Origin of the sequence: Bacillus sp. 123MFChir2 (assembly GCF_000383235.1) — a bacterium.
Classification (GTDB): domain Bacteria; phylum Bacillota; class Bacilli; order Bacillales; family Bacillaceae_G; genus Bacillus_A.
The window spans coordinates 1-25,550 of record NZ_KB910958.1 but is presented as its reverse complement, the minus strand read 5'-3'; the positions used below and the strand labels follow the sequence as shown (position 1 = coordinate 25,550).

Annotated in this window: 26 protein-coding genes; 4 read left to right on the top strand and 22 right to left on the bottom strand. The window is 37.5% G+C overall.

Features of this window, described 5'->3' with window-relative positions:
* Nucleotides 1-28: 28 nt before the first annotated feature.
* From dnaJ to gpr, 8 genes are all read right to left on the bottom strand, one after another.
* Entirely contained in the window at nucleotides 29-1,132 is a 1,104-nt protein-coding gene (dnaJ, locus tag H280_RS0116465) for a molecular chaperone DnaJ (RefSeq protein ID WP_020062238.1), read from the bottom strand.
* A gap of 216 nt (nucleotides 1,133-1,348) precedes the next feature.
* Nucleotides 1,349-3,184 carry a chaperone protein DnaK gene (gene dnaK, locus H280_RS0116460; protein WP_020062237.1) on the bottom strand — a complete coding sequence of 612 codons (1,836 nt, stop codon included), beginning with the start codon at nucleotides 3,182-3,184 and terminating at the stop codon, nucleotides 1,349-1,351.
* A 25-nt stretch (nucleotides 3,185-3,209) separates the two neighbouring features.
* The gene (grpE, locus tag H280_RS0116455) at nucleotides 3,210-3,776 is read right to left on the bottom strand and encodes a nucleotide exchange factor GrpE (protein ID WP_020062236.1); all 567 of its coding nucleotides are present in this window, start codon (nucleotides 3,774-3,776) and stop codon (nucleotides 3,210-3,212) included.
* Nucleotides 3,777-3,900: 124 nt separating this feature from the next.
* Nucleotides 3,901-4,932, bottom strand: coding sequence for a heat-inducible transcriptional repressor HrcA (gene hrcA / locus H280_RS0116450; protein ID WP_020062235.1), 1,032 nt, complete (start codon nucleotides 4,930-4,932; stop codon nucleotides 3,901-3,903).
* 498 nt (nucleotides 4,933-5,430) lie between these two features.
* Nucleotides 5,431-6,570, bottom strand: coding sequence for a radical SAM family heme chaperone HemW (hemW, locus tag H280_RS0116445; RefSeq protein WP_020062234.1), 1,140 nt, complete (start codon nucleotides 6,568-6,570; stop codon nucleotides 5,431-5,433).
* A 222-nt stretch (nucleotides 6,571-6,792) separates the two neighbouring features.
* Nucleotides 6,793-8,616: an elongation factor 4 gene (gene lepA / locus H280_RS0116440; RefSeq protein ID WP_020062233.1), complete on the bottom strand. Its 1,824-nt coding sequence runs from the start codon at nucleotides 8,614-8,616 to the stop codon at nucleotides 6,793-6,795.
* A gap of 213 nt (nucleotides 8,617-8,829) precedes the next feature.
* Complete coding sequence (locus tag H280_RS0116435; RefSeq protein WP_020062232.1) at nucleotides 8,830-9,171, bottom strand: DUF3679 domain-containing protein; 342 nt, start codon at nucleotides 9,169-9,171, stop codon at nucleotides 8,830-8,832.
* 21 nt (nucleotides 9,172-9,192) lie between these two features.
* A complete protein-coding gene (gpr, locus tag H280_RS0116430; protein ID WP_020062231.1) occupies nucleotides 9,193-10,296 on the bottom strand; it encodes a GPR endopeptidase in 1,104 nt (367 codons plus the stop codon).
* A gap of 182 nt (nucleotides 10,297-10,478) precedes the next feature.
* Here gpr and rpsT point away from each other — a divergent pair, with 182 nt between their 5' ends.
* A complete protein-coding gene (gene rpsT, locus H280_RS0116425) occupies nucleotides 10,479-10,736 on the top strand; it encodes a 30S ribosomal protein S20 (protein ID WP_020062230.1) in 258 nt (85 codons plus the stop codon).
* A gap of 80 nt (nucleotides 10,737-10,816) precedes the next feature.
* Here the strand turns inward: rpsT and holA are convergent, their stop codons facing one another.
* The gene (holA, locus tag H280_RS0116420) at nucleotides 10,817-11,830 is read right to left on the bottom strand and encodes a DNA polymerase III subunit delta (RefSeq protein WP_020062229.1); all 1,014 of its coding nucleotides are present in this window, start codon (nucleotides 11,828-11,830) and stop codon (nucleotides 10,817-10,819) included.
* 367 nt (nucleotides 11,831-12,197) lie between these two features.
* On the opposite strand from holA, the gene H280_RS25240 reads away from it, so the two are divergent.
* A complete protein-coding gene (locus H280_RS25240) occupies nucleotides 12,198-12,332 on the top strand; it encodes a YqzM family protein (protein WP_020062228.1) in 135 nt (44 codons plus the stop codon).
* On the opposite strand, the gene H280_RS0116410 is transcribed toward H280_RS25240, so the two are convergent.
* From H280_RS0116410 to H280_RS0116400, 3 genes are all read right to left on the bottom strand, one after another.
* Nucleotides 12,319-14,679: a DNA internalization-related competence protein ComEC/Rec2 gene (locus tag H280_RS0116410; protein WP_020062227.1), complete on the bottom strand. Its 2,361-nt coding sequence runs from the start codon at nucleotides 14,677-14,679 to the stop codon at nucleotides 12,319-12,321. The genes H280_RS25240 and H280_RS0116410 overlap by 14 nt on opposite strands.
* 16 nt (nucleotides 14,680-14,695) lie before the next feature.
* Nucleotides 14,696-15,253: a ComE operon protein 2 gene (locus H280_RS0116405; RefSeq protein ID WP_020062226.1), complete on the bottom strand. Its 558-nt coding sequence runs from the start codon at nucleotides 15,251-15,253 to the stop codon at nucleotides 14,696-14,698.
* Nucleotides 15,254-15,319: 66 nt separating this feature from the next.
* Nucleotides 15,320-15,913: a helix-hairpin-helix domain-containing protein gene (locus tag H280_RS0116400; protein ID WP_020062225.1), complete on the bottom strand. Its 594-nt coding sequence runs from the start codon at nucleotides 15,911-15,913 to the stop codon at nucleotides 15,320-15,322.
* A gap of 79 nt (nucleotides 15,914-15,992) precedes the next feature.
* Here H280_RS0116400 and comER point away from each other — a divergent pair, with 79 nt between their 5' ends.
* A complete protein-coding gene (comER, locus tag H280_RS0116395) occupies nucleotides 15,993-16,817 on the top strand; it encodes a late competence protein ComER (protein ID WP_020062224.1) in 825 nt (274 codons plus the stop codon).
* A gap of 95 nt (nucleotides 16,818-16,912) precedes the next feature.
* On the opposite strand, the gene H280_RS0116390 is transcribed toward comER, so the two are convergent.
* From H280_RS0116390 to H280_RS0116355, 8 genes are all read right to left on the bottom strand, one after another.
* Entirely contained in the window at nucleotides 16,913-17,662 is a 750-nt protein-coding gene (locus tag H280_RS0116390; RefSeq protein WP_020062223.1) for a class I SAM-dependent DNA methyltransferase, read from the bottom strand.
* A complete protein-coding gene (gene rsfS / locus H280_RS0116385; protein WP_020062222.1) occupies nucleotides 17,659-18,015 on the bottom strand; it encodes a ribosome silencing factor in 357 nt (118 codons plus the stop codon). The genes H280_RS0116390 and rsfS overlap by 4 nt, the downstream gene beginning before the upstream one ends.
* Complete coding sequence (gene yqeK / locus H280_RS0116380) at nucleotides 18,012-18,581, bottom strand: bis(5'-nucleosyl)-tetraphosphatase (symmetrical) YqeK (protein WP_020062221.1); 570 nt, start codon at nucleotides 18,579-18,581, stop codon at nucleotides 18,012-18,014. The genes rsfS and yqeK overlap by 4 nt, the downstream gene beginning before the upstream one ends.
* A complete protein-coding gene (locus H280_RS0116375; protein ID WP_020062220.1) occupies nucleotides 18,571-19,140 on the bottom strand; it encodes a nicotinate-nucleotide adenylyltransferase in 570 nt (189 codons plus the stop codon). Before H280_RS0116375 ends, yqeK begins: the two co-directional genes overlap by 11 nt.
* Nucleotides 19,141-19,243: 103 nt before the next feature.
* Nucleotides 19,244-19,543: a ribosome assembly RNA-binding protein YhbY gene (gene yhbY / locus H280_RS0116370; RefSeq protein WP_020062219.1), complete on the bottom strand. Its 300-nt coding sequence runs from the start codon at nucleotides 19,541-19,543 to the stop codon at nucleotides 19,244-19,246.
* 4 nt (nucleotides 19,544-19,547) lie between these two features.
* Complete coding sequence (gene aroE / locus H280_RS0116365; RefSeq protein ID WP_020062218.1) at nucleotides 19,548-20,381, bottom strand: shikimate dehydrogenase; 834 nt, start codon at nucleotides 20,379-20,381, stop codon at nucleotides 19,548-19,550.
* A gap of 14 nt (nucleotides 20,382-20,395) precedes the next feature.
* Nucleotides 20,396-21,502, bottom strand: a complete 1,107-nt coding sequence (gene yqeH / locus H280_RS0116360) for a ribosome biogenesis GTPase YqeH (RefSeq protein WP_020062217.1) — start codon at nucleotides 21,500-21,502, stop codon at nucleotides 20,396-20,398.
* A 2-nt stretch (nucleotides 21,503-21,504) separates the two neighbouring features.
* Entirely contained in the window at nucleotides 21,505-22,017 is a 513-nt protein-coding gene (locus H280_RS0116355) for a YqeG family HAD IIIA-type phosphatase (protein ID WP_020062216.1), read from the bottom strand.
* Nucleotides 22,018-22,399: 382 nt separating this feature from the next.
* Between H280_RS0116355 and H280_RS0116350 the strand changes: the two genes are divergently transcribed.
* Nucleotides 22,400-22,555 (top strand): sporulation histidine kinase inhibitor Sda, encoded by a 156-nt coding sequence (locus H280_RS0116350; protein WP_020062215.1) that lies wholly within the window; start codon nucleotides 22,400-22,402, stop codon nucleotides 22,553-22,555.
* 106 nt (nucleotides 22,556-22,661) lie between these two features.
* On the opposite strand, the gene H280_RS0116345 is transcribed toward H280_RS0116350, so the two are convergent.
* Complete coding sequence (locus H280_RS0116345; protein WP_020062214.1) at nucleotides 22,662-23,441, bottom strand: phosphatidylserine decarboxylase; 780 nt, start codon at nucleotides 23,439-23,441, stop codon at nucleotides 22,662-22,664.
* A gap of 794 nt (nucleotides 23,442-24,235) precedes the next feature.
* Nucleotides 24,236-24,949: an RNA polymerase sporulation sigma factor SigK gene (gene sigK / locus H280_RS0116340; RefSeq protein ID WP_020062213.1), complete on the bottom strand. Its 714-nt coding sequence runs from the start codon at nucleotides 24,947-24,949 to the stop codon at nucleotides 24,236-24,238.
* Nucleotides 24,950-25,550: the final 601 nt, after the last annotated feature.

The following is a 25,550-nucleotide window of genomic DNA, read 5'->3' as shown; positions in this document are numbered from 1 at the left end:
AATTTACCAACTCCATTTTTTATTTCCATTATTCCCCTTTAAAAGCTCTCTTAAGCTTTCCAAATAGGCTATCATCATGATCTTCTTGACCTGCAAATTCTTTTAATAAATCTTTTTGGTGCGATGTTAATTTCGTTGGCGTAACAACACGTACTACTACGTATTGATCACCTTGTCCATATCCACGTACGTTTGGCGCACCTTTTCCTTTTAAACGGAATTCTGTTCCTGTTTGTGTTCCTGCTGGAATTTTTAATTTTACTTTCCCCTGCACTGTCGGAACTTCCACTTCATCCCCAAGCGCTACTTGTGCGAATGTTAATGGCATTTCGCAAATAATATCATCACCTTCGCGATGGAAGAATTCATGATCTTTCACACGAACTACTACATATAAGTCTCCTGCCGGGCCGCCGTTAATACCAGCCTCTCCCTTACCAGTAACACGAATTTGTTGACCATTATCAATACCGGCTGGAATTTTAACATTAATTTTTTTGCGTTTACGTACTTTTCCAGATCCATGACATGTTGTACATTTCTCTTTAATAATTTGGCCTGTTCCAGAGCAGTGTCTACAAGCTTGACGATTCACAATACGACCGAATGGTGTGTTTTGCTCCACGCTAACTTGACCTGTTCCAGAACAATGTGAACATGTTTCCTTTGAAGTTCCAGGTTTTGCCCCACTACCACTACATGTATTACATGGATCTTCAGCTGGAATTTCAATATCCATTTCCTTACCAGAAATTGCCTCTTCAAATTTTAAAGAAACTTGATATTGAAGGTCTGCTCCTTGACGCGGTGCATTTGGATCACGACGTCTACCGCCTCCACCACCAAAGAATGAACTGAAGATGTCTTCAAAACCAAAGCCACCACCGAAGTCACCTCCACCAAATCCTTGATTTGGATCAACATGACCAAATTGATCGTACTGCGCACGTTTTGAATCATCACTTAATACTTCATATGCTTCTTGTACTTCTTTAAATTTTTCAATTGCATTTTCTTCAGTACTTACATCTGGATGATACTTTTTCGCCAAACGACGATATGCTTTTTTAATCTCATCTTTCGAAGCACCCTTGCTAATGCCAAGCACTTCATAGTAATCTCGTTTACTCATAAGTTTGTAACCCCCCGAATCCTTTCACATAAACGTAATTTTAACATCGAAAGAAAGTGCTTTGCAACACTGTTTCCTCACTTACAGTATGCAAAAAGAAAAAGATTGGATTCTCACACAAAAGACTTCATGTATACCCAGTCTTTTCTTCACTCGTGAAAAAAGCCAAAGCCAAGGCACGCTTGACTTTGACTTTTTGTCATCTTACTTATTTGATTATTTATCTTCTTTTACTTCTTCAAACTCAGCATCTACTACATTATCGTTTTTTGCGCCTGCATTTCCTTGTGCGCCTTCTGCTTGCTGTGCTCCTGCAGCAGCTTGAGCTTGTTCATATAATTTTACAGTTAATTGTTGTACGATTTCTTGAAGTGCATCTTTTTTCGCACGGATTTCATCAAGATCATTTTTCTCGATTGCCGCTTGTAATGCATCTTTTGCTTCTGTTGCTTTCGCTACTTCAGCTGCATCTACTTTTCCTTCTAAGTCTTTTACAACTTTATCTGTTTGGAATACAAGTTGATCCGCTTCGTTACGAAGTTCAACTTCTTCTTTACGTTTTTGGTCAGCATCAGCATTTGCTTCCGCTTCTTTTACCATACGATCTACTTCCTCATCAGAAAGACCTGAAGAAGATTGGATTGTAATTGTTTGTTCTTTACTTGTTCCTAAATCTTTCGCACGTACGTTTACAATACCGTTCGCATCAATATCGAATGTTACTTCGATTTGCGGAATGCCGCGTGGTGCTGGCGGAATGTCTGTTAATTGGAAACGACCTAACGTTTTGTTATCCGCTGCCATTGGACGCTCACCTTGTAGCACATGAATGTCCACTGCTGGTTGGTTATCAGCAGCTGTTGAGAACACTTGTGATTTACTTGTTGGGATTGTTGTGTTACGCTCAATTAATTTTGTAAACACGCCGCCCATTGTTTCAATACCTAAAGAAAGCGGAGTTACGTCTAATAATAGAACGCCTTTTACGTCACCAGTAAGTACACCGCCCTGTACTGCAGCACCTAGTGCTACAACTTCATCAGGGTTAACACCTTTATATGGTTCTTTACCAGTTTCACGTTTAATCGCTTCTTGTACAGCTGGGATACGAGTAGAACCACCAACAAGAATGACTTTATCCAATTCACTTGGAGAAAGACCAGCATCTTTTAACGCACGACGAGTTGGTTCTAATGTTCTTTCAACAAGGTTAGCTGAAATCTCTTCGAATTTCGCTCTTGTTAAAGTTAATTCTAAGTGTAATGGACCAGCAGCTCCAGCACTAATGAATGGTAATGAAATTTGTGTTTGCGTTACACCAGAAAGATCTTTTTTTGCTTTTTCAGCTGCATCTTTCAAACGTTGAAGCGCCATTTTATCTTGGCTTAAATCAATGTTATTTTCTTTTTTGAATTCAGCTACTAAATGATCAATGATTACTTGGTCAAAGTCGTCACCACCAAGACGGTTGTCACCAGCAGTTGAAATAACTTCAAATGTTCCATCTGCTAATTCAAGAATAGATACGTCAAACGTACCGCCGCCTAAGTCATATACTAAGATTTTTTGTTCTTCGTCTTGTTTTTCTAAACCGTAAGCAAGCGCAGCTGCTGTTGGTTCGTTAATAATACGTTCTACTTCTAAGCCAGCAATGCGGCCTGCATCTTTTGTTGCTTGACGCTCTGCATCGTTGAAATATGCTGGTACTGTGATAACAGCTTTCGTTACTGTTTCACCTAAGTACGCTTCAGCAGAAGCTTTTAAGTTTTGTAAAATAATTGCAGAAATTTCTTGAGGTGTGTAGTTTTTACCTTCAACCTCTACTTTGTAGTCTGTACCCATATGACGTTTAACAGACATGATTGTATTTGGGTTCGTAATTGCTTGACGCTTCGCTACTTCCCCTACTTGACGCTCTTCATTTTTGAAAGCTACAACAGAAGGAGTTGTACGGTTACCTTCTGGATTTGGAATAACTTTTGGCTCTCCGCCTTCCATAACAGCTACACAAGAGTTTGTTGTACCTAAGTCAATACCGATAATTTTACTCATGACTAAACCTCCTACATTTATGTAATTATTGATTTACTTTTACCATTGATGGTCGAATCACACGATCTTTTAGCTTATAGCCTTTTTGGAATTCTTCCACAACCGCATTTGATTCAAATTCACTGTCTTCTACTTGCATAACAGCTTGATGTTCATGCGGATCAAACTGATTTCCAACAGCTTCAATCGCTTCAACACCTTCTTTTGCTAATGCTTCTTGCAACTGACGATATACCATTTCCATCCCTTGTAATAGGGATTTCATCTGCTCATCATTTGCTTCTACTTGCATTGCTCTTTCAAAGTTATCAAGAGCCGGCAAAATATCTGACACAAGGCTTTGTGATCTATATTTTTCAGCCGCTTGCTTCTCTAGTTGAACGCGGCGCTTATAGTTTTCAAAATCAGCTTGTAGACGAAGCATGCGACCTTCCGTTTCCGTCAATTCCGCTTGTAATTCATCTACTTTTTCTTGTAAAAGAGCAGCTTCACTTTTTTCTTCAACAGTTTCTTCGCTATTTTCTGGTGCTACAGCTTCTTCTGTTTGCGCTTCTTTTACTTCTTCTACCATTTGTTCATTACGCTCTTCCACAACTTTCACCTCCTTAAAAAGACAGGGCAGGCATAAATCAACACGAACCCAGCTATCTAATTTCTTATATTCAACTACTCACCCGTAGCAGAGAAGATCCCCGCCCCAAATGAAAGTTTCTTAATTATTTCGGTTTATACAAACCATTCGGTCCATCCGTAAATTGTTTTGTAAACAATTGCAACAAACTAATGACACGAGAATATTGCATTCTTGTTGGTCCTAAAATCGCGATTGTTCCAAGCTGCTCATCTCCAATTGAGTATGTCGCAGAAATTAAACTACAATTTTCCATTGCAGCAGAAGAATTCTCACGACCAATTTTCACTTGAATGCCAATCTGTTTACTCTTTAAGATGTCATAAAAGGCATCTTCATTCTCAATCATATTTAATAATGATCGGACCTTTTGAATATCATGGAATTCTGGCTGCGCAAGCATATTTGTTTTTCCACCAAAATACACTTTTTCAGATAACGGAAATTGGAATGTACCATCTAACATCTTCATAACACTATCATAATTATGAACGTACTGACGCAAAACCATTACAATTTCTTTAAAGATTTTATTATGCAGTTCGGACATCGGTACACCAGACAACTTGTCATTTAAAATGTTAACCATTTTTTCCAAATCTTGCAAATCAACAGATTCTGGAACTGTGATTGTTTTACTTTGCACATGTCCTGTATCAGTTACAATAATTGCAACCGCTGTTTGATGACCAAGCGGAAGAATTTGTACATTTCTCAACTTATTCGCACTTACTTTTGGCCCAAGAACAATTGCCGTATAATTCGTGATTTCTGATAAAATTTGCGCGGATTGCTGCGCAAGCTTTTCTGCTTCAAAAACCCTTTGAGCGAACAAGTCTTTAATTTGTACAATATCCTCACTGGGCAAATGTTGCGGTGCAAGAAGATGATCTACATAAAAACGATAACCTTTTTCAGAAGGAACGCGCCCTGAAGAACTATGTGTTTTTTCAATGAACCCTAATTCTTCTAAGTCAGCCATTTCATTTCGAATTGTCGCTGAGCTAAATGTAATTTCTTCTTTCTTAGATAATGTTCTTGATCCAACAGGTTGTGCTGATCCGATAAAATCGTCAATTATCGTCTGTAAAATTAAGAGCTGACGTTCCGTAAGCATTTCATCATCACCTCTGTTAGCACTCTTGTGTTTCGAGTGCTAATTCTATTACTAACTTACCAAAATTGATATTGAATTGTCAACGGAAACGTGATGAGATACAGTGAAACTTTTAGCAGCACGACCTTTTACTGCTAATTAGCCCTGCCAATCATGCTCTTACAGACGGTCTTCTCTTCTTGATCCACCTTCATGTACCGGCTATTTGAGCGGGATACAGCGAAACTTTTAGCAGCAGTTTTTCCGCCGCTATCTTCTCAATTCGCCTTTCTGCACCTACTGTTATTTATTCATTTTATTTTTCCGACATATAAGTTGCTGCTATGCAAAATGCAATATGACCTCTACTTGCTTTCTCCTTCTGTTTTAAACCTTGCATGTGGTAGGAAAAGGCCCTTTTCTATGCGCAGCTAGATGCTCTCGCCTCCCTAAAAAAGAAAGGAGTTTTTCTGTCTGTTTTTTAATTTGGATTTATATATACCGTCCGTTTGAGCAAAGTTAATCCACTAAAAATGATTGAAAGACTTCATTTCCTAACAACTTCCCTTTTCTTGTTAAACAGACATGAGTGTTTGTTTCTTGCAGCAATTCATGTTCTTTATTATGACTTAATTGTTTTACAAAAATGTCATTCATCTCTACACCGAATTTTTTATTAAATTCTACTTTTGAAACACCCGCTGTTTTTCGAAGCCCCAAAAATAACTCTTCTTCCATTTTTTCTTGCGCTGTTACTGTATGAACGTCTAAATACGGCAGACCTGTCTCATCAATTTTCGTAAAATATTGTTTTAGTGGACCTACATTTTGAATTCGCTCGCCATTTACGTAACTATGAGCGCCAGCTCCGAAACCATAGTACTCTTCATTATTCCAATAAGTGAGGTTATGTCTACTTTCATAACCCTCTTTTGAAAAATTACTAATTTCATACTGTTGATAACCGTGCTTTTCCATCTCATCCATTACAATTTCATACATTTTAGCTTCACTATCTTCACCCGGGAGTCTCAGCTTTCCTTTGTTCATTAAATTATAAAAGACTGTTTTTGGTTCAACAATTAAAGAATATGCAGAGAAATGTTGAACCCCAAGAGTAAATGCAATCTCTAACGTTTCTTTCACATCTTCTTTCGTTTGACCTGGCAGTGCATAAATTAAATCGACATTAATATTTGTAAAACCTACTTCCTTGGCCTCACGAATCGCTATAAACGCATCTTCTTTCGTGTGCTGGCGTCCAATTTTTTTCAGTAATTCATCTCGAAACGTTTGCACACCAAAACTTATCCGATTTACGCCGCCTTCTAATAGAAGATTTAACTTTTCTTTTGGTAAATCTCCCGGATTCGCTTCAAAAGTTAGTTCACAATTTGGTGCAAACGGACGTAAACGCCGATTAATAATATCTAGCAATTTCTTTGTTTGTTCCATATTTAGCGCTGTTGGCGTACCTCCACCAACGAAAATCGTTTTCATTTCTTGAAAAGGCGTTTTGTTGACTGTATTCACAATTTCTTTCTCTAAATATTGCAAGTATTGTTCGACTGGCTGACGCTCAATAAACACTTTATTAAAATCACAATAGTGACAAATATGCTGACAAAACGGAATATGGATATATGCAGCTTGTATCAAATTCTGTTCCTACCTTTCTAAAAAGAAAACCTCCGCATTTCGGAGGTTTATTTACTTCTGTAATCCTATGCGAACTTTCTCTATTCACATTCTTCCCGAAATAACTTTTTCCCTTACAACCAAAAGCATCACCACTATTGTAAAGGAGAGATACAAAGATGTCTAAATATATAAGTCCTGCTCCCTAAATAAAAAGAAGCCGTTTGTACGGCTTCTTTTTTATTAGTTATCATCCATTTTCAGTACAGCCATGAATGCTTCTTGCGGTACTTCTACAGAACCAACAGATTTCATGCGCTTCTTACCTTCTTTTTGTTTTTCAAGAAGTTTACGTTTACGAGAAATGTCACCGCCGTAACATTTTGCTAATACGTTTTTACGCATTGCTTTAATTGTGGAACGTGCCACAACTTTATTTCCGATTGTCGCCTGTATAGGCACTTCAAACTGTTGTCTTGGAATTAACTCTTTTAATTTTTCTACAATTACTTTTCCACGATCATATGCTGAATCACGATGCACAATAAAAGATAACGCATCGACTTGCTCACCATTCAATAAAATATCCATCTTCACAAGCTTAGATGGTTTATAGCCAATTAGCTCGTAATCAAAAGATGCATATCCTTTTGTATTTGACTTTAATTGATCGAAGAAGTCATATACTATTTCAGAAAGTGGGATTTCGTATGTCAACGTAACACGTGTTTCATCTAAATATTGCATATCAATAAATGTACCACGTTTTCCTTGGCAAATTTCCATAACTGCGCCAACATAATCGTTTGGAACCATAATAGATGCTTTTACATAAGGTTCTTCCACACGATCAATAGATTGCGGATCTGGCATGTTAGATGGGTTATCAACTATCATGTCTTCACCGTTTGTTAAATATACTTTATAAATAACACTTGGTGCTGTTGTAATTAAATCAATTTTAAATTCGCGCTCAATACGTTCTTGAATGATTTCCATATGAAGTAAGCCTAAGAATCCACAACGGAAACCAAATCCAAGTGCTTGAGACGTTTCTGGTTCAAATTCAAGAGCAGAATCATTTAATTCTAGCTTTTCTAATGCATCACGTAAATCATTATAGCGTGCAGAATCGATTGGATATAAACCACAGAATACCATTGGATTTAATTTACGATACCCTGGTAAAGGTTCTGCTGCTGGGCGTTTTGCATGTGTAATCGTATCACCTACACGCGTGTCGCCAACATTTTTAATCGATGCTGCTAAGAACCCTACATCGCCTACTGTTAACTCTTTACGTTGCGTTGTTTTCGGTGTGAATACACCAACTTCTGTTACTTCAAACTCTTTACCTGTTGCCATCATGCGTACTTTATCGCCAACTTTTACCGTTCCATTTACAACACGAATATAAGCAATTACACCGCGATATGGATCATATAAAGAGTCGAAGATCATACATTGTAACGGTGCCTCAGAATCACCTGCTGGAGCTGGTACTTTTTCAACGATTTGCTCTAAAATCTCTTCAATACCAATACCCGCTTTTGCAGAAGCAAGCACTGCTTCAGACGCATCTAATCCAATTACATCTTCTACCTCTTGACGAACACGTTCTGGATCAGCGCTTGGTAAGTCAATCTTGTTAATAACTGGTAAAATTTCCAAATTATTATCAAGTGCTAAATATACGTTTGCTAATGTTTGCGCCTCAATCCCTTGCGCCGCATCCACAACAAGTATCGCACCTTCACAAGCCGCTAAACTACGAGACACTTCATACGTAAAATCGACGTGTCCTGGTGTATCAATTAAGTGAAGAATATATTCTTCTCCGTCTTTCGCTTTATACGTTAATTGTACTGCATTTAATTTAATTGTAATCCCGCGCTCACGCTCTAAATCCATGGAGTCAAGCAACTGTGCTTTCATCTCGCGTTGTGTTAACGCATTTGTTTTCTCCAAAATACGGTCTGCCAACGTGGACTTCCCATGGTCAATGTGAGCAATAATGGAAAAGTTACGAATTTTAGACTGCCTTTGTGCTCTTTCTTCTTTGTTCATCTATTTATCACTCCTACTAATCTCGCCAATATACACTAGCACTGATTATATCAATACAAGGAAAAAGATTCAATGAAAACTGGTGTTATGATATAAGCAAGTACTCTTACTATTATCATATGCAATTTGTAAACAATAGACAAACCTTTCCTAAAAATCAAAAAAGCGGCTATCTTACTCGTACGTAAGATAGCCGCTTTTTTATACTTTAAATTAATGAAATACACCTTTTATTTTATCAACAATGGTATATGTTATGCTACGACTAACACTTTGCACCAAAGAAGTCAAGCCTCTCCCCATACTTTCAAACATATTAAAGCTTTTTAATTTTTCTAGTTGCGCTTGTTTTTCTTCAACGGAAAATACATTTTCAGGAATTATTTTTTCTATATCCCCGTAGTTTGTTCCTGTTATGTGAGCAATTTGCTCATATGTGGGATTGTTATAACCCTTCATTCGTTTCAATCCACTATTGGCAACTTGCATCCCCGCTAACATTATAAGAAATGCACTCACAACGACAATGATGCATTTGCGTGTAAACTGCCCCACTTCTTATTTCTCCTTTTCCAATCAATGCGTATATGCCCCTGTGTTGTCTTGATCAACTTGATGATGAAGAGCTGCGTTCAAGCCACTCGCAATTAAATTCGCCATATCTTCAATAAACGCATCCACCTCTTTAGGTGTTACCATTAAATTATGTCCTAGCGGCGCTAGCACTTCATAAATTAGCTTTCTCTTCTCCTCTTCTTCTAGCGTACCAACAACTCCCAAAAACATATTGCGGCTTTTTTCATCTGGCATATCTTCTTCTGTTAACTTCTTCTTTTCACCAAATGTAAAACCGGCTGGGAGTAAAGAACGAGATGGTTTTCCACCCTCATGCATCTCACGCCCAAAATGCTTTAAGATAAAATCAATTGTGTCACTTGTAATTGAAACTGCATCTACAACGGTCGGAACACCAATTGCAATCACCGGTATACCTAGCGTATCTTTACTCAATTCTTTTCGTTTATTCCCAACACCAGAGCCTGGATGAATACCAGTATCCGAAATTTGGATGGTACTATTTACTCGTTCAATAGAACGAGCAGCAAGCGCATCAATCGCAATTACAAAGTCTGGTTTTGTCTTTTCAATGACACCATAAATCATATCGCTCGTTTCAATCCCTGTAATCCCCATAACTCCCGGTCGAATTGCACTAACAGGCCGAAAACCTTCCTCAACACTTTCCGGCTGCAACTTAAACAAATGGCGCGTAACAAGGACATTCTCTACAACAATTGGACCTAAGGCATCCGGCGTTACATTCCAGTTACCAAGACCAACAATTAAGCAACTTGCTTCTTCACCTATGCCAATTTCTTTTAGAAAGTGCGAAAATTCCTTTGCAAAAATCCCTTCTACTTTTTGTTGCAACGCGGTATCTTGCTGACGAATTCCTTGTACTTCTAAAGTTAAATAATTTCCAGATTTCTTTCCCATTGCCGGAGCAGCACTTTCATCAATCGTCACCTTTGTAATTGTAATCCCTTCTTCTTCGCGCTCTTTTACAATTACACCTTGAATAGCAGTTTTTTCTTCTTGCTTCTCTTGCAACATTTGGTGAGCTTCTAATGCAAGATCTGTTCGAATCCCGTATTTACTTAAATCAAGCGGTTCGCTCATACAATCTCCTCCACTATTTATAATCAATATTCATTAGAATTCCCCAATTTATTTTCAGACATTCTTTTCCTATATTGAAATTTCATCGTTCCCACTATTGCAATTCTCTTCTCCGTTTGATAGAATATCACTTGTTCTATGTAAGAATCGAGTCACTCGATTGCACCAGGGAGGTGAAATATATGGCAAACATCAAATCTGCTATCAAACGTGCTAAACTTAGCGAAGAGCGTCGTGCACATAACGCTTCTATCAAGTCTGACATGCGTACAGCTGTTAAAACTGTAGAGGCTTTAGTTAACAATAACGATCTTGAAACAGCAAAAGAAGCATACAAAGTAGCTTCTAAAAAACTTGACAAAGCAGCTCGTAAAGGTCTTATCCACCAAAACGTTGCATCTCGTCAAAAATCTCGCTTAGCGAAACAAGTAAACGCGTAAGGCGTTTAAAAACGATCCGTATGGGTCGTTTTTTATTTACAAAAAATGTTCATGTAGTTATCTACATGAACATTTTTCCACTATCCAATATGATTTAAACGCATGAGAAAAAATTCTAGTACAAGACGTTTATCCATTCTTCCTGTCTTCATATTATAATCCGCCTCAGCAAGTTCGTGAATCACTCGTTTTAACGCTTCAAACGAGAAAAAATTTGTTTGATTCATAGCCAACTTCACACGATATGGATGTACACCGATGTGAGATGCAATTTGATTTTGCCCATAACCACGCTGCTGAAGTTCTTTCACTTGATATAATAAACGAAATTGACTCACAAGAAGCGCAAGCAGTTTAATCGGCTCTTCTTGTTGTGTGAACAACCCTTCTAAAATACGCATCGCACCTGCAATATCTTTTTTTACTACTTTTTCTGTTAAAGAAAATACATTTTGTTCAACAGACTTTGGAACGAGTTCTGCGACAAGCTTTTCCGTAATTTCACCGCCCGCTCCCACATATAATGTCACTTTATCCATTTCCTTAGCAAGCATGGTGACATTACTTCCAACAAGCTCTAACAATAAACTAACTGCCGCTTCTTCTATTTGAATATGCATTTCTTCCGTGCGGCTTATAATCCATTTACGTACATCTTGCACTTGCATAGCATTTGCTTCTACTACATCCGCTGTTTTTTTCAAGAGCTTCGTAACTTTTTTACGCTCGTCCAATTTTTCAAACGGGGCAATAAATACAAGGATAGAAAATGGTGAAGGTTCAGCAATATATTCTTCTAGCACTTTAACATTTTGCTCAATCTTTGCTTTTTGTGATGTTAAAAACAACGGTGATTTTACAACGATAATTTTACGTTCCCCAAAAAAAGGAAGCGTTCTTGCATCCTCAACAACTTCCTCTATGTATGCTTCTTCCATGTCATACGTAACAACATTGAACTCGCGATCCTCTTCAGCTAACGCTTCTGATGTCAAAAGCCGAAGTGTTTCATTTATAAAATACGCCTCTGTTCCATATAACAAGTATAACGAAGCAAATTGCTTTTTCTTTATTTTGTTATGTATATCACTCATGTAATTTCCTACTCCCTAACACTTTATATACTTATAGTAATGTGACAACTGCCGTTTTACAAGTTTAAAGGAACAGGCAGCTACCCGTTCCTTGATCTATATAAAACGTTACAAAATAAGCCCCGGGAATCTTATTTCGTAACGGTGACCACTTTAATTTTATTATTTACATCTACCTTGCGGGCTATGAATGACAACTGTTAGCACACTTGGAAAAGCATTGAATCAATTGAGCTTTAACAGAGGTTCGTAATGGTCGAAATTTCCCACTAACTATAGGGTTACGTACCACGAATAGAAGGATAAATTGTAGATTTTTTTCTGACAATATTTTATACTAAAGTGGAATGTTGGGAGGGATTCAAAGATGAATGAATTTGAAAAAAACGTTCAAAGTAAGCGTAATGACGCTGTCGACTCAGGAGTAGGCTTTATCGTTTCATTCGGATTTTTTACCACTTTATTTATCATCGCAACAGTCGTTAAATTTATCGGTTCTTAAAGACTGCATGTGGCAGTCTTCTTTTTTTCTGTGTTTCATCATATGTTAACTTACCGTGAAATGTTCCCGCCTCTCCTCGAAAAACGTAAGAAATCGCCCCTCGTTCATCAGTTCTCCACACCTCAATTTCACGCTCCTTTAATCGCCCTAATACTTCAATATGCGGATGTCCATAACGATTGTTCTCTCCAACAGAAATAATGGCCTTTTTCGGCTGAACAGTATCTAAAAACTGCCCTGAAGATGACGTTTTACTTCCGTGATGCCCAACCTTTAAAACGTCTGCATGCATCTCTGGATACCTTTGTATGAAGCGATTCTCACCCGCTTCTTCTAAATCGCCCGTAAACAACCATGTTAATCCCCCTATTTTTGTCCAAAGTACAATAGATTGATTATTATCTTCTTTTTCCTCTCCTTCTGGTGATAATACTGAAAACACCGCTTCTCCCGCCTCCCAGCTATCTCCCTTTTCTACAATTCGAACCGGCACATTCTTTTGCATAGCAAGCTTCTGTATTTGTTGTTCAAGCAAGGAGAATTTCCTCTTCTTTCCTAAGACTACTTCTTTCACCGCAATAGATTGCATTACCTCTTGCGCTGCTCCCATATGGTCCATATCTCCATGTGTCACAATTAATTTATCAATCATCTGTACACCCTCTTTTTGTAAAAAAGGAACAAGAATATCATGCCCAACAGAAAATTCATGTTTTTTCTGCTGCCATTCTTCTTTCTTTACCGGAAGTGTTCCGCCAGTATCAATTAAGTACGTCCCCTGATTGTATGGAAGGCGAATCAAAATAGCATCCCCTTGTCCGACGTCAATATAAGTAACACTCCCGGTTGCATTTACATACGGAAATGCATAGTGGCATGTACTAAGGAGGAAAAAAGTCGCTAGAAACAACAGGCGATACTTTCTCCATATAATCCCTTCCCATGATAAAAGAATAGTTACAATACTTATACAATATAAAACAACAAGAAACGGCTGGGTTTGCCCAAAGGTAAGACGTACAAACGGTAAAGCTTCACACATTTGAAGTATGACATTTGAAACATGTATACATAGGGACAACAGATCCGACAACCACCGAGACACAATAGGAAGACATATAAGACATACAAGAATGACTATACACACCGGTAAAACCAGTAAAGATAAAAACGGGACATAAATCATATTAAGAATGATACTGTAAGGAGAAAGATAGCCGAAGTGGTAAAGCAAAATAGGTGCACTTGTCAATTGGGAAATAACGGAAAGATATATAGAATTTTTCACTATACCATTTTCATTCGCTAACAGACGTGATGAAGATAACAAAAGAGAAAAACTTCCAATAAATGAAAACTGAAACCCGATATCAAATAATACATACGGATTATAAAAAAGCATAATTATTAACGTCATACTTAAAGCATCCATCCCAGACACTCGCACCGCTCGCGTAAGGGCTACAAACACAATAACAGCTGCTATCGATGCCCGAACAACAGATGGTGAAGCCCCTGCACAAAACATATATAACGGAATACAAACAAACAGAAGCATCGTTGCGCTTTCACGCGTTATACCAATTCGAAGTGATACAAAATAACATATTGCAGTTAACAAAACAATGTGCGATCCTGATATTGCTAATAAATGAACAAGTCCAAACTGTTGATACTGTTCTTCAACTTCAAACGCCATATATTGACGATCACCAAACAATAAAGCATTCATAAAAGCTGCTGACTGCCCCGGAAAAGTCTCTCCTATATAAGAAACGGCTGCTTGTCGCATCGAAAATAACCAATGAACAAACGAAATATCTTTTTGCACACAATTCGAAATTGATTCGACTTCAAAAAGAGCATGAATATGCTGTTTATATAAATAATCCTTATAATCAAACGCATAAAAATTACGAGGAGATGGTGGCTCTTTCAACGTACCAGTAAACGTACACACCATACCAGGTGTTAACTGCTTCAATTTTTCTTTTAATTCACGAGAAGGGATTTTGTAAAACAACTGGACCGTTTCGTCATCATTCATTTGCAACTGGAAAGAAAGACGATTTCCATTTATAATTGGCGTACTTTGAATTGTACCTATTACGTCTGCTTCCCGAAAAGAGGGCATAGAATGATTTTGCGCATCTACATAGATTGCGTATGCATAGGTAAGACCAAACGCGAGGATAATCAAGGAGAATAGAGGAAAAGAGAGACGCGAAAAACAAACCACACAATAACAACCAAATATAAGAAGAGGAATGATAGAAAAGGAGGAATAAGCTGTTGCAATCCCAAAGATAACTGAAATTGCAACGCAAATCCATTGCCCGCATAGCACGTACTCACCTCACGGTTTATATCATATTTTTCACTTGTTGTAATACTTGTTGCAACTGTTCTAACGTCATTTCGTCCGTTTGTGCCGAAGACAAAAACTGTTTTAACTCCTGCATTTTTTGTTGTTCTTCCAATGTTGTTACGTCAAATGCAAGAGGAACATGTTTTATTCTTACATTTGCTTGTTTAAATAACTCAAGTGCATACGGATGATTTTTATAATCTTGTGCGTAATACACCGCTGTAATACCGCTTTGAATAATCGCCTTACAGCAATGCAAACATGGAAAATGGGTAACATAAATTTCAGCTCCATCTGTTTTCGCACCAAATTTCGCGCATTGCAACAGCGCATTCATTTCAGCATGAATTGTACGCACACAATGATTATCAATCACATAGCAGCCTTCATCTATACAATGCACACCGCCAGCAATCGATCCATTATAACCACCAGCAATAATCCGTTTATCACGCACAATTGTCGCGCCAACAGCAAGCCTTGTGCAAGTGCTGCGAAGTGATAATAAATGACTTTGTGTCATAAAATATTGATCCCAAGAAACTCGTTCCATTATCTTCACCTACTTTTTAATCTGCTTATAGTGTAGCGAAATAATAAAAAAGTCGTCAATGTTTATTTAAGGAACAATTATTTCATCTTTCATTTTTTCCAGCGATTTTTCACCAATTCCATCGATTTCTAATAAATCTTCTACTTTTTGAAAGGGACCGTGCTGCTCACGATACTTAATAATATTTTCTGCTTTCCTAGGACCAATGCCCGATATTTTTTCAATCTGGTCCTTTGTAGCTGTGTTTATTTGTATTTTCCCTTCTGACACAGGCGGTCCATTCACAGCGGCCTCTCCTTTTTTCGGCACATAAATCATCATTTGATCTTGTACAAGCTGTGCTAAATTTACTTTTGTTACATCTGCTTCCGGTAAAAAACCTCCTGCCTTTTCAACAGCATCTTTCACCCGTGCTCCGTTTTGCAACTCATATACCCCTTCACGATGCACAGCTCCTTTCGTATCAACGATAATCGTTTTTGATGAAAATTTAGATTCTGTTACCTTTGTTTTCTCCTTTCTTTCTTCTATCTTCGCGTTCGCTTCCACTTTCACTGCCGATTTCCCTTGTTCACCTTTTGTTTGCCATATAAATAAAATACTGACAACACCAATTGCCGCAAACAAAACTAACCACTTTCTCGGCAAATTCATCATCATTTTGCACCTCTAATTCATAAATTCAAAATAAACTTCATATTGTTTAGGAGAAAGATGTTACGAAGGAGGGGATGAAACATTGAACATAGGAATAATAGGAACAGGAAATATGGGGAATATACTTATTGATGCATGCATCGAAGCCCGCGTTGTCAAACCTTCGTGTCTTACTATCATTAATCGTACTTTCGCAAAAGCATATCATATAAAAGAGAAGTATCCTTCTATTCATATAGCAAAAACAATCCAAGAAGTAATCAAACGCTCTGAGCTCATTTTTATTTGTGTAAAACCATTAGACATACATCCTATTTTGACAAAGCACGCTTCAATTCTTACCAACGATAAATGTCTGATTTCTATCACAAGCCCCATATCTACCGAACAATTAGAAACAATCGTATCTTGTAACGTTGCTCGTGTTATTCCAAGCATTACAAATCGCGCCTTAGCCGGGGACTCTCTATGCACATTCGGGAAAAACTGCTCACAAGAATGGCAAAAACGTATATTGAACTTGTTTCAAAAAATCTCTAAACCTATCATCATTGATGAGAATATCACAAGAGTAGCATCCGATATCGCAAGCTGCGGCCCGGCATTTTTCAGCTACTTATTACAACGTTTTATTGACGCATCTGTAGAGGAAACAAATATTACACGGGAAGAAGCTACTATTTTAACGAGTGAAATGATTATTGGAATGGGAAAACTGCTAGAAAAGCAAATTTTTACCTTGCCAACTTTACAGGAGAAAGTTTGCGTAAAAGGAGGTATAACAGGAGAAGGGATTCGCGTTTTAGAAGAACATCTTGGAGATTTGTTTAACAAGGTGTTAAATCGAACACATGAAAAGTACGAAGAGGATATAGAGCACATAGAACAGCAATTTAATAAGCATTAATATATCTTTTACGACAAAAACAACTATATTCCTTCATAAAACATTTTATTTTTTGCTATCTAATAAAAAAGCAACCGAGGATGGTTGCTTTTTTATTATGCATTTTTTGTAGCGACAAAGAAGATTCGCTCTGTTTGTTCTGTGACTTCCATTCTTTCAAAGTCTCCTGTTACACGAAGAACAGTAAAACCAGCTTTTTCAAGCCATTTCGTCAGTTCTTCAACAGGATATGTACGCTGCATATGCAATTCATCAAACCGATGATACACATCCTCTTCTTCATCTCGTACAAAAAATGTCAAATCATGCTCCACACTATTCGGCTCTTCACCTGGGAAACAGTTCCAAATGAGAGAGATTTCATCTTCATTCACTGTATACGTTTCATTTTGAAATACGTGATGAATTTTATAAAGAGAGTGCACATCAAATAAAAACAAACCATCTGGGCGCAAATGATGATATACACGTCTGAATGTCTCTTGGATGCCCTCTTCTTCTAGTACATAATTTAACGAATCACAAAAAATTGTTACACAATCGAACTCGCCTGGAACATCTAACTCACGCATATCTTGTTGATAAAAAGGAATAAATTGCCCTTCTTCACCTAACTTTTGCTGAGCAATTGTTAACATTTCTTCTGATAAATCTACTCCTATTACATCATATCCTTTTTGTACAAGCGGTAACGTAACATTCCCTGTTCCGCAAGCAACATCAAGAATTCTTGCATCCGTTTTACCAATTTGCCCCAAGCTTTGCTCCGTAAATTCCACCCATTTTTCATATGGGACATCATTCATTAGTTCATCGTACAACAATGCAAATTGTTCGTATCTCATTGACCTAACTCTTCTGTAACATCTTCGCGCGGTACATCGCCCCATAGACGCTCTAAATTATAATAATCACGCTCATCTTTATGGAATACGTGTACAACAACATCACCAAGATCAACTAATACCCAACGTGCTTCTTCAAAGCCTTCCATACGTTTTACATCAACTTGTACTTCATGCGCTTGTTCTTTCACTTCACGAGCGATTGCTTGCACCTGTTTATCTGAGTTACCATGACAAATTACAAAATAATCAGCAAGCGGGGAAATTCCTTGCATATTTAACACAACAATATCTTCTGCTCTTTTATCATCAGCTGCTCGCGCTGCCAATACTAATAATTCTCTGTCCTTCATTTCGTAAAGTCCTCCTTAATGACTGCATTATACGTTTGAAATGTTAATGGATAAATCGTTTGATTCTTTTCCATTAAAAATTGGATTGTATGCTTTAAAGCATATAATAACGCTTGATTGAGATCTTCTCTCGCTAACTTCCGTGCTTCTTCAACACCTGGAAACTTACGACCAGGTTCAATATAATCCGCCACGTAAATCACTTTATCAAGCATCGTCATCTGTTCATGTCCACTCGTATGATACGTAATAGCTTGTAGTATATCAGCATCTGTAATACCGACTTCTCGTTCTACTAAATATGCCCCAACCGGCGCATGCCACAATTCTTTATTATAAAACAATAAATCTTTTGGCAAATGTTCGCGCTTAATAATCTCTTCCATTTCTGAAATCGGTCTACACTTTGCATAATCGTGAAAAATAGCTGCCATTTCCGCTTTTTTTTCATCAACACCATATTGCTTTGCAAGTTCAATAGCCGTTTCCATAACACCAATTGTATGAATATAACGCTTTTCATGCATTTGCTGTTTCACAATTTCAAGTGCCCGTTTACGATCCATATAGCCCATTCCTCTCAATATATTCCTGTACCCCTTTAGGAAGCAAGTATTTGCACGTCTTCTTCTTTGTAACACGTTCGCGAAGAAGCGAAGAAGAAATAGCGAATTCTGGAATTTCTACCGTTACAATATCATAAGGCGTAAAAAGTGTATAACCAGGACGTGAAACCCCGACAAACGTAACAAGCTTTAACAATTCATCGATGTTATACCATTTTGGTAAATACTCCACCATATCCCCGCCAATAATAAAATAAAATTGAACGTCTGGATGCTCCTTTGTCAATTGTAACATAGTGTCATATGTGTAAGACGGACCTTCTCGTTCCAGTTCCGCTAAACAAATAGAGAAATGCATATCTTGTTCAATTGCTAAATGAATCATTTCTAAACGATTACGTACACTTGAAACGTCCTTGTCTCGTTTATGAGGGGGGATTTGATTTGGTAGAAACCAAACCTCATCAAGCTCCAATGTATCATACACTTCATTTGCAATTAACAAATGTCCATTATGAGGCGGGTCAAATGTCCCGCCAATAATCCCGATTCTCTTCAAAGAAAACGCCCCTTTACCTCGTCCTTATAGGTGATAATTCTCATTTATAACAAAACGAGAAACCCATACGAACTCGATTGGTTCAACTAACTTTTAGAAATCGTTACTTTGTTTTTGGTAACACAATACGTTTATTTTCTCTTGATTCTTTATATAAGACGATTGTACTTCCGATTACCTGTACAAGTTCAGCTTTTGCACCTTGTGCAACCTCTTCTGCTACTTCATGGCGATCAAATTCGCAGTTTTGCAGTACGCTAACCTTGATTAACTCACGTACTTCTAGCGCTTCTGCAATTTGTTTTACCATATTTTCATTTACGCCGCCTTTACCAACTTGAAAAATTGGCGTTAAATGATGTGCCTCTGCACGTAAAAATCGTTTTTGTTTTCCTGTTAACATGTATTTAGCCTCCAAGCTTTTTCATTACTATTTGTGTCATTCGTTCTATATTCGGGAAACGTCCCGTCCAAATTTCAAATGCAAGTGCGCCTTGAAAAACAAACATATCAATGCCATTTTGCACAATTGCCCCGTGCGCTTTTGCGTCTTGCAACAACTTCGTTTCAAACGGATTATAAATAATATCAGATACAATGCTTCCTTTTTTCAAACCTCGAATGCGTAGCGGTGTATCTTCTACATGAGGATGCATCCCTACTGTCGTTGTATGAATGATAATATCATACAACGCTTGTTTCTCTGTTGCTTCTTCTAAGGAAAGTGCCAAAGACATGACTTCACTTCTACATTTTTCAATAAGCTGCTCTGCTTTCTCTACTGTACGATTTGCAATGTCAATCTCTTTCACACCAGCATCTGCAAGCGAATAATAAATTGCACGGCACGCACCGCCAGCTCCGAGCAGTAAAATACGTTTGTTCGTCAATGGCTCTTTACTAATAGATTGCAATGAACGAACATACCCTATTCCATCTGTATTATAGCCAATTAATTTTCCTTCTTTATGAAGCACTGTATTTACCGCACCGATTTGTTCTGCCAAAGGATCAATTTCATCTAAATGCTGCATAATCGAAACCTTGTGCGGCGTTGTCACATTAAATCCAACAACTCCAAGCGCCTTCAATCCTTTCACCGCTTCGCCTAATTCACTCTCTTGAACGAGAAAAGCATGATAATGTGCATCCAGCTCAAAATGGACAAATGCATCATTATGCATAAGCGGTGATAAGGAATGTCCAATTGGATTTCCAATTACGCCATATAATTGTTTCACAAGCCCTCACCACTTTAAATTAAAGATTTACGTAATGAAACACTAACTCCTTTTGGTACATGCGCTGCAATTTTTGCACCAGCTTCATTCACTGTTACCCATCCTAAACCTGAAAATACAACATCTGTTTTCGGTTCATGAATGGTAAACTCGTACTTTACAAGCTCAGGCATGTTTTCAAGTTCTTCTGGTGTTGGTGGATTTAATAATTCTCCGGCATGTTTTTCATACAATGCATCTGCTTTTTCAAGCTTCGTACGATGAATCGTAAGGCGATTAGATAAATGACAAGTAAACGAACGACGACCACCGCTTATATAATCAAATCGTGCTAATCCCCCGAAGAATAACGTTTGTTCTTCATTCAGTTGAAAGATCATCGGCTTAATTTCTTTTGTTGGCGTAATGATTTTTAAGCTTTGCTTTCCAACGTAATGCGCCATTTGATGATGATTAATAATACCTGGCGTATCATATAAAGATGAAGTTTCATCAAGCGGAATATCAATTAAGTCTAGCGTTGTACCCGGGAAATGTGATGTCGTAATGACATTTTCCGTTTCCTCGCTAAACGTTTTAATAATACGGTTAATAAACGTTGATTTCCCAACATTTGTACATCCAACAACATACACATCTTTTCCATCACGGTATTGTTCAATTGCGTTCGCAAGCTCTTCGATACCTTGACCTTTTGCAGCACTAATTAAGAAAACCTCTTCTGGCTTTAAACCAAGTTGTTTTGCACTATAGCGCATCCAATGTGTAAGCTTTTCATTCTTTACTGATTTTGGAATTAAATCTGCTTTGTTCCCGACAAGAAGTACTTTATTATTTCCAACAAAGCGATGCAGACCAGGAAGCCAGCTTCCACTAAAGTCAAAAATATCAACAATTTTAACAACTAATGCATCAGATTGTCCAATTCCATTTAAAATGCGTAAAAAATCATCATCTGTTAATGACACATCTTGAATTTCATTATAATGCTTTAAGCGAAAACAACGCTGACAAATGATATGCTCTTTCTCTAATGAAGAAGCTGGTGCATAGCCAACTTCATTTTTATTTTCTGTTTGGATTGCAACGCCGCATCCAATACATTTAAACGTCTCAGTCAAGCTTATTCCTCCCAATTAATTAAACCTTTTTTCTTCATATTACGCATGATTCTACGCTCAATTTTCCGATTAAAACGCGTCATAAATCCATCTGTTTTTGCAACTGGAACAACTAAAATCGTATGCAAACCAACACGATTCCCCCCAAGCACATCTGTTAATACTTGATCTCCAATTACAACTACCTCTGCCGCACGCAGATTCATTTTCATTAGCGCTTGTTTAAAAGCGCGAACGAGCGGCTTACGTGCACTATGAATAAACGGAATACCAAGCGGATCAGCAAAATCTTTTACACGTTGCTCGTTATTATTCGAAACAACTGTCACTTGAATGCCGTGTTCTCTCATTTTTGCAAACCATTCTTCCAATTGCGGTGTCGCATTCGGGCGATCCCATTCGATTAAGGTATTATCTAAATCAGTAATGATTCCTTTTATACCTCGGTTTTTCAATTCTTCAGGTTGAATATGATACACGTTTTTCACGTATTCATTCGGTAAAAATAAACTCAATCTCTTTCACCTCTTTGAGGAGTTTTGTATAGTTCAACTTCCACTTTGAGAGAAACCCGTTCTCAAAGTGGAAGTTGAACTTATCGGGCTCTTACAGGAAGTCACTCTTGTCGCAATTTTATGCAAGAGCGAGATAAATCATCTAACAACTACTGTCTATTAAAATGGGATAAAATTTTTCGACAGCATTTTTCGATTATACATCTGTGGATAAACTTGTACACAATTTCCCTCCAGTTAAATTCAGTTAATTCGAAAATTATCAACAATTCTCACACATCTTATCCACGACAGAATGTGGATAACCAACAGATTGTGACATAAGACAATTTTTGGTACATTAAATGAGACAAATTTCCTTTTTCGCAGGAGGTGAACCGCCTTGACGGCGAAACATATGGAACAGTTATCTACTGAATTACTCACTGAGTCTTATTATAAAGCAAAAGAACTAAATTTAAATCCTGACTTCATTTTACTTATTAAACAAGAAATTATTAGACGCTCATTAGAAGACAAGCTTTTAAAATCGTCTTAAGTATATATACAGTAAAACTTCCATAGATAACATTTAACCACTTATGATTAGTTGAACGAGATCCCCGCTTCACCTGTAAAAAGAGCCATCTTATAAGACGGCTCTTTTATAATCGAGTTGCCACTTTCTCACCAACACGAACCTCTTGTCCACTAGCTAACGATTGAACGACTTCAACCATACCTTTTTCAAATAATAGCACGACTGTGGAGCCAAATGTAAAATAGGCCATCTCTTCACCTTTTTGCATAGTTTCTCTCTCATGCAACAGTTCAATACTATTCACAAACATTGCACCTACTTTAACAAGCGCCATCCGCTCGCCTTCGCTCTCTATCTCTGTTACAGAGCGATAGTTTTTAGACAACGTATCCTTTCCATATTTCATCCCTGCTGCATTAACAGGATATGACTTCCTTCCAAGTACAAAACGCTCTGTCACTGTACCAGAAAGTGGACTATGAATACGATGGTAGTGGCTTGGGCTTAAATAAATCACCATGTATGTACCACCTGCGTAACGCGTTGCCCTTTCGTCCGTATCAAGCATGTCTACAATAGAATAGCGTTTCCCTTTAATCTCAAACATTTTTGCCTCATCAATGGGACCATGATCTGCAAAAACACCATCAACCGGACTCACAATAGCAGACTCTTCTGTATCAATTGATCGTTTGCCCTCTTTTAATTTACGCGTAAATAATTCATGAAGTGTTTGATACTCTTTTAAATCCCTCTCCATCTCATCTTGGTTAATTTGAAATACCTTCGCATAAGATGGAATAATCATTGAACTTAAATGAGACTGTGCAAATTTACGCAATATATAAGATGTAAAACGACCGTTTGTAAGTTCAATCAATAATCGATATAACGTACGTTGCAAACTGCGGAACCCCCTACTATGATATATAATGTTGTAATAAGACCCTTACATGTAGTTTTTCCTATTCTTGTTTCTATATCATAAATTATTAGCACCTTTTAATATTACAGATAGAACCCATCATTTTCAACCGTGAACATCGATTTATCATAGGAGTTTCATTTTATATAAAGCGAAACTTCCATCAGTGGGGGTTTTTGTTCATCCCCCACCTATCTTCTTCGTTTCTTCTGAACCTTGAGGTGGGGGTCTTACTGCCCGTTAATGCGGGATAAAAAAGAAAAGTGCCTACCTTTGAATAAAGGCAAGCACTTTCTTCAAAAATACTTCCCTTTCTTCTCTTTCTCTGCACGAACAAATTCATGGGTTACAGTAGTCAATGAATTCTATAAAAAGCTCTAGCCGTATGAAAGCTAGGGGTTTTTCCTGTTTACTCACCAAATACAACTTTCTATTTAAATAACACTTTTATAGGCAATCCGTACACATTTTTGACACATTCACTATCGCTATATCCTGAAAATTCGTGATAATATTAATTTGTTGAATATGCCAAATTTCGACATTGCGCGATAATAATATCTCCCTTAGTAAATCCCTGTCCCCCAGGGATTTTTCCTTTTATCCATTACTTTTTATTTCACTAAATTTTCATCCTGAGCAACATTGCTATCAAAGCAACTCGTGTTTTTTGCTCATCAACACAAGTTACTTTCACAGCTAAAATTATAAACTTGTAAAATATAGAACAAAAAAATACGGCTGTGAATCTACCACAGCCGTGCTAATTATCCTTAACATTTCCCCTTCTTCTCCTTCTCCGCACGAACAAATTCATGAAACATCTTCATTAACGCCCGTTTCTCAATACGTGATACGTAGCTTCTTGATATACCAAGCGCTTTCGCAATCTCGCGCTGCGTTTTCTCTTTCTCCATGCCAAGACCAAATCGGTTCACAATCACTTCTTTTTCTCGTTCATCTAATATATCGATGTATTCTTTAATTTTCTCGAGTTCCATACTTAATTGAATCGTATCAATTACATCTTCTGATTCTGATTTTAAAATATCGATTAAGGAAATCTCATTCCCTTCTTTGTCCTGACCAATTGGATCATGAAGAGAAACGTCTTTTTTCGTTTTCTTTAATACACGTAAATGCATTAAAATCTCATTTTCAATACAACGAGCTGCATATGTTGCGAGTTTTGTTCCTTTTCCTTGCGAATAACTTTCAATTGCCTTAATTAAGCCAATCGTGCCAATGGAAATTAAATCTTCTGCATCTTCTCCTGTATTTTCAAATTTTTTCACAATATGTGCCACAAGACGTAAATTATGCTCGATGAGGATATTTCTTGCGTGCGCATCGCCTTGCTCCATAAGCTCTAAGTATTTCCTTTCCTCATCAGGCGACAACGGCTGTGGAAATGCATTATTTTTGACATACGATACGAAAACAAACATTTCACGAATCATATATCCAATTGCGGCGAACAGACTCAACCTCTTCACCCCCGCAAAAATAGTGGTCTTTACTATTTGTATGTGGGCGAGTGGTTGTTTGTGTCTGTACAGCTTTATAGACAAAATGAAAAACATTCCTTATGTACTTTTTTCATAATGTTCTTATCGATATGAAATAAACGGTCTATATTTGCTTCTAATTGTGGTTTCTCACTTAAAGCTGGAAATTCTCTTGTTTCAATTACATAATGACTACGCTCATGTAAGTCTTCTCCGGTATGCGCATCAATAAAAGCATGTGAAGGAATCGGATCATAAACAAGATAATAACCTTCTTCTATTTCACCATCCTGGTTTAAAAAACTTATAAAAATCTATCAAAACGTTGGCGAACCAAGACAAAAGCCAACTACCGAAAAGGGATCTCACCTTTTTCCTGTCCGCAAGGCTATCACCTTCTCATTCACCTACTGTGAAAGAATAACGGCAGGTTCCTGTTAGGAACGGTCTTGTTTTGCGCATAATCATTCATCCGAGTCAACTATACGCAAAGGGATATAAGTTTTAAACCAGGTTCCCTCCCTTCTTGATTTGAAATAAAATTTGTTGATTACTCATATACACTGTTTTATGAAGGATA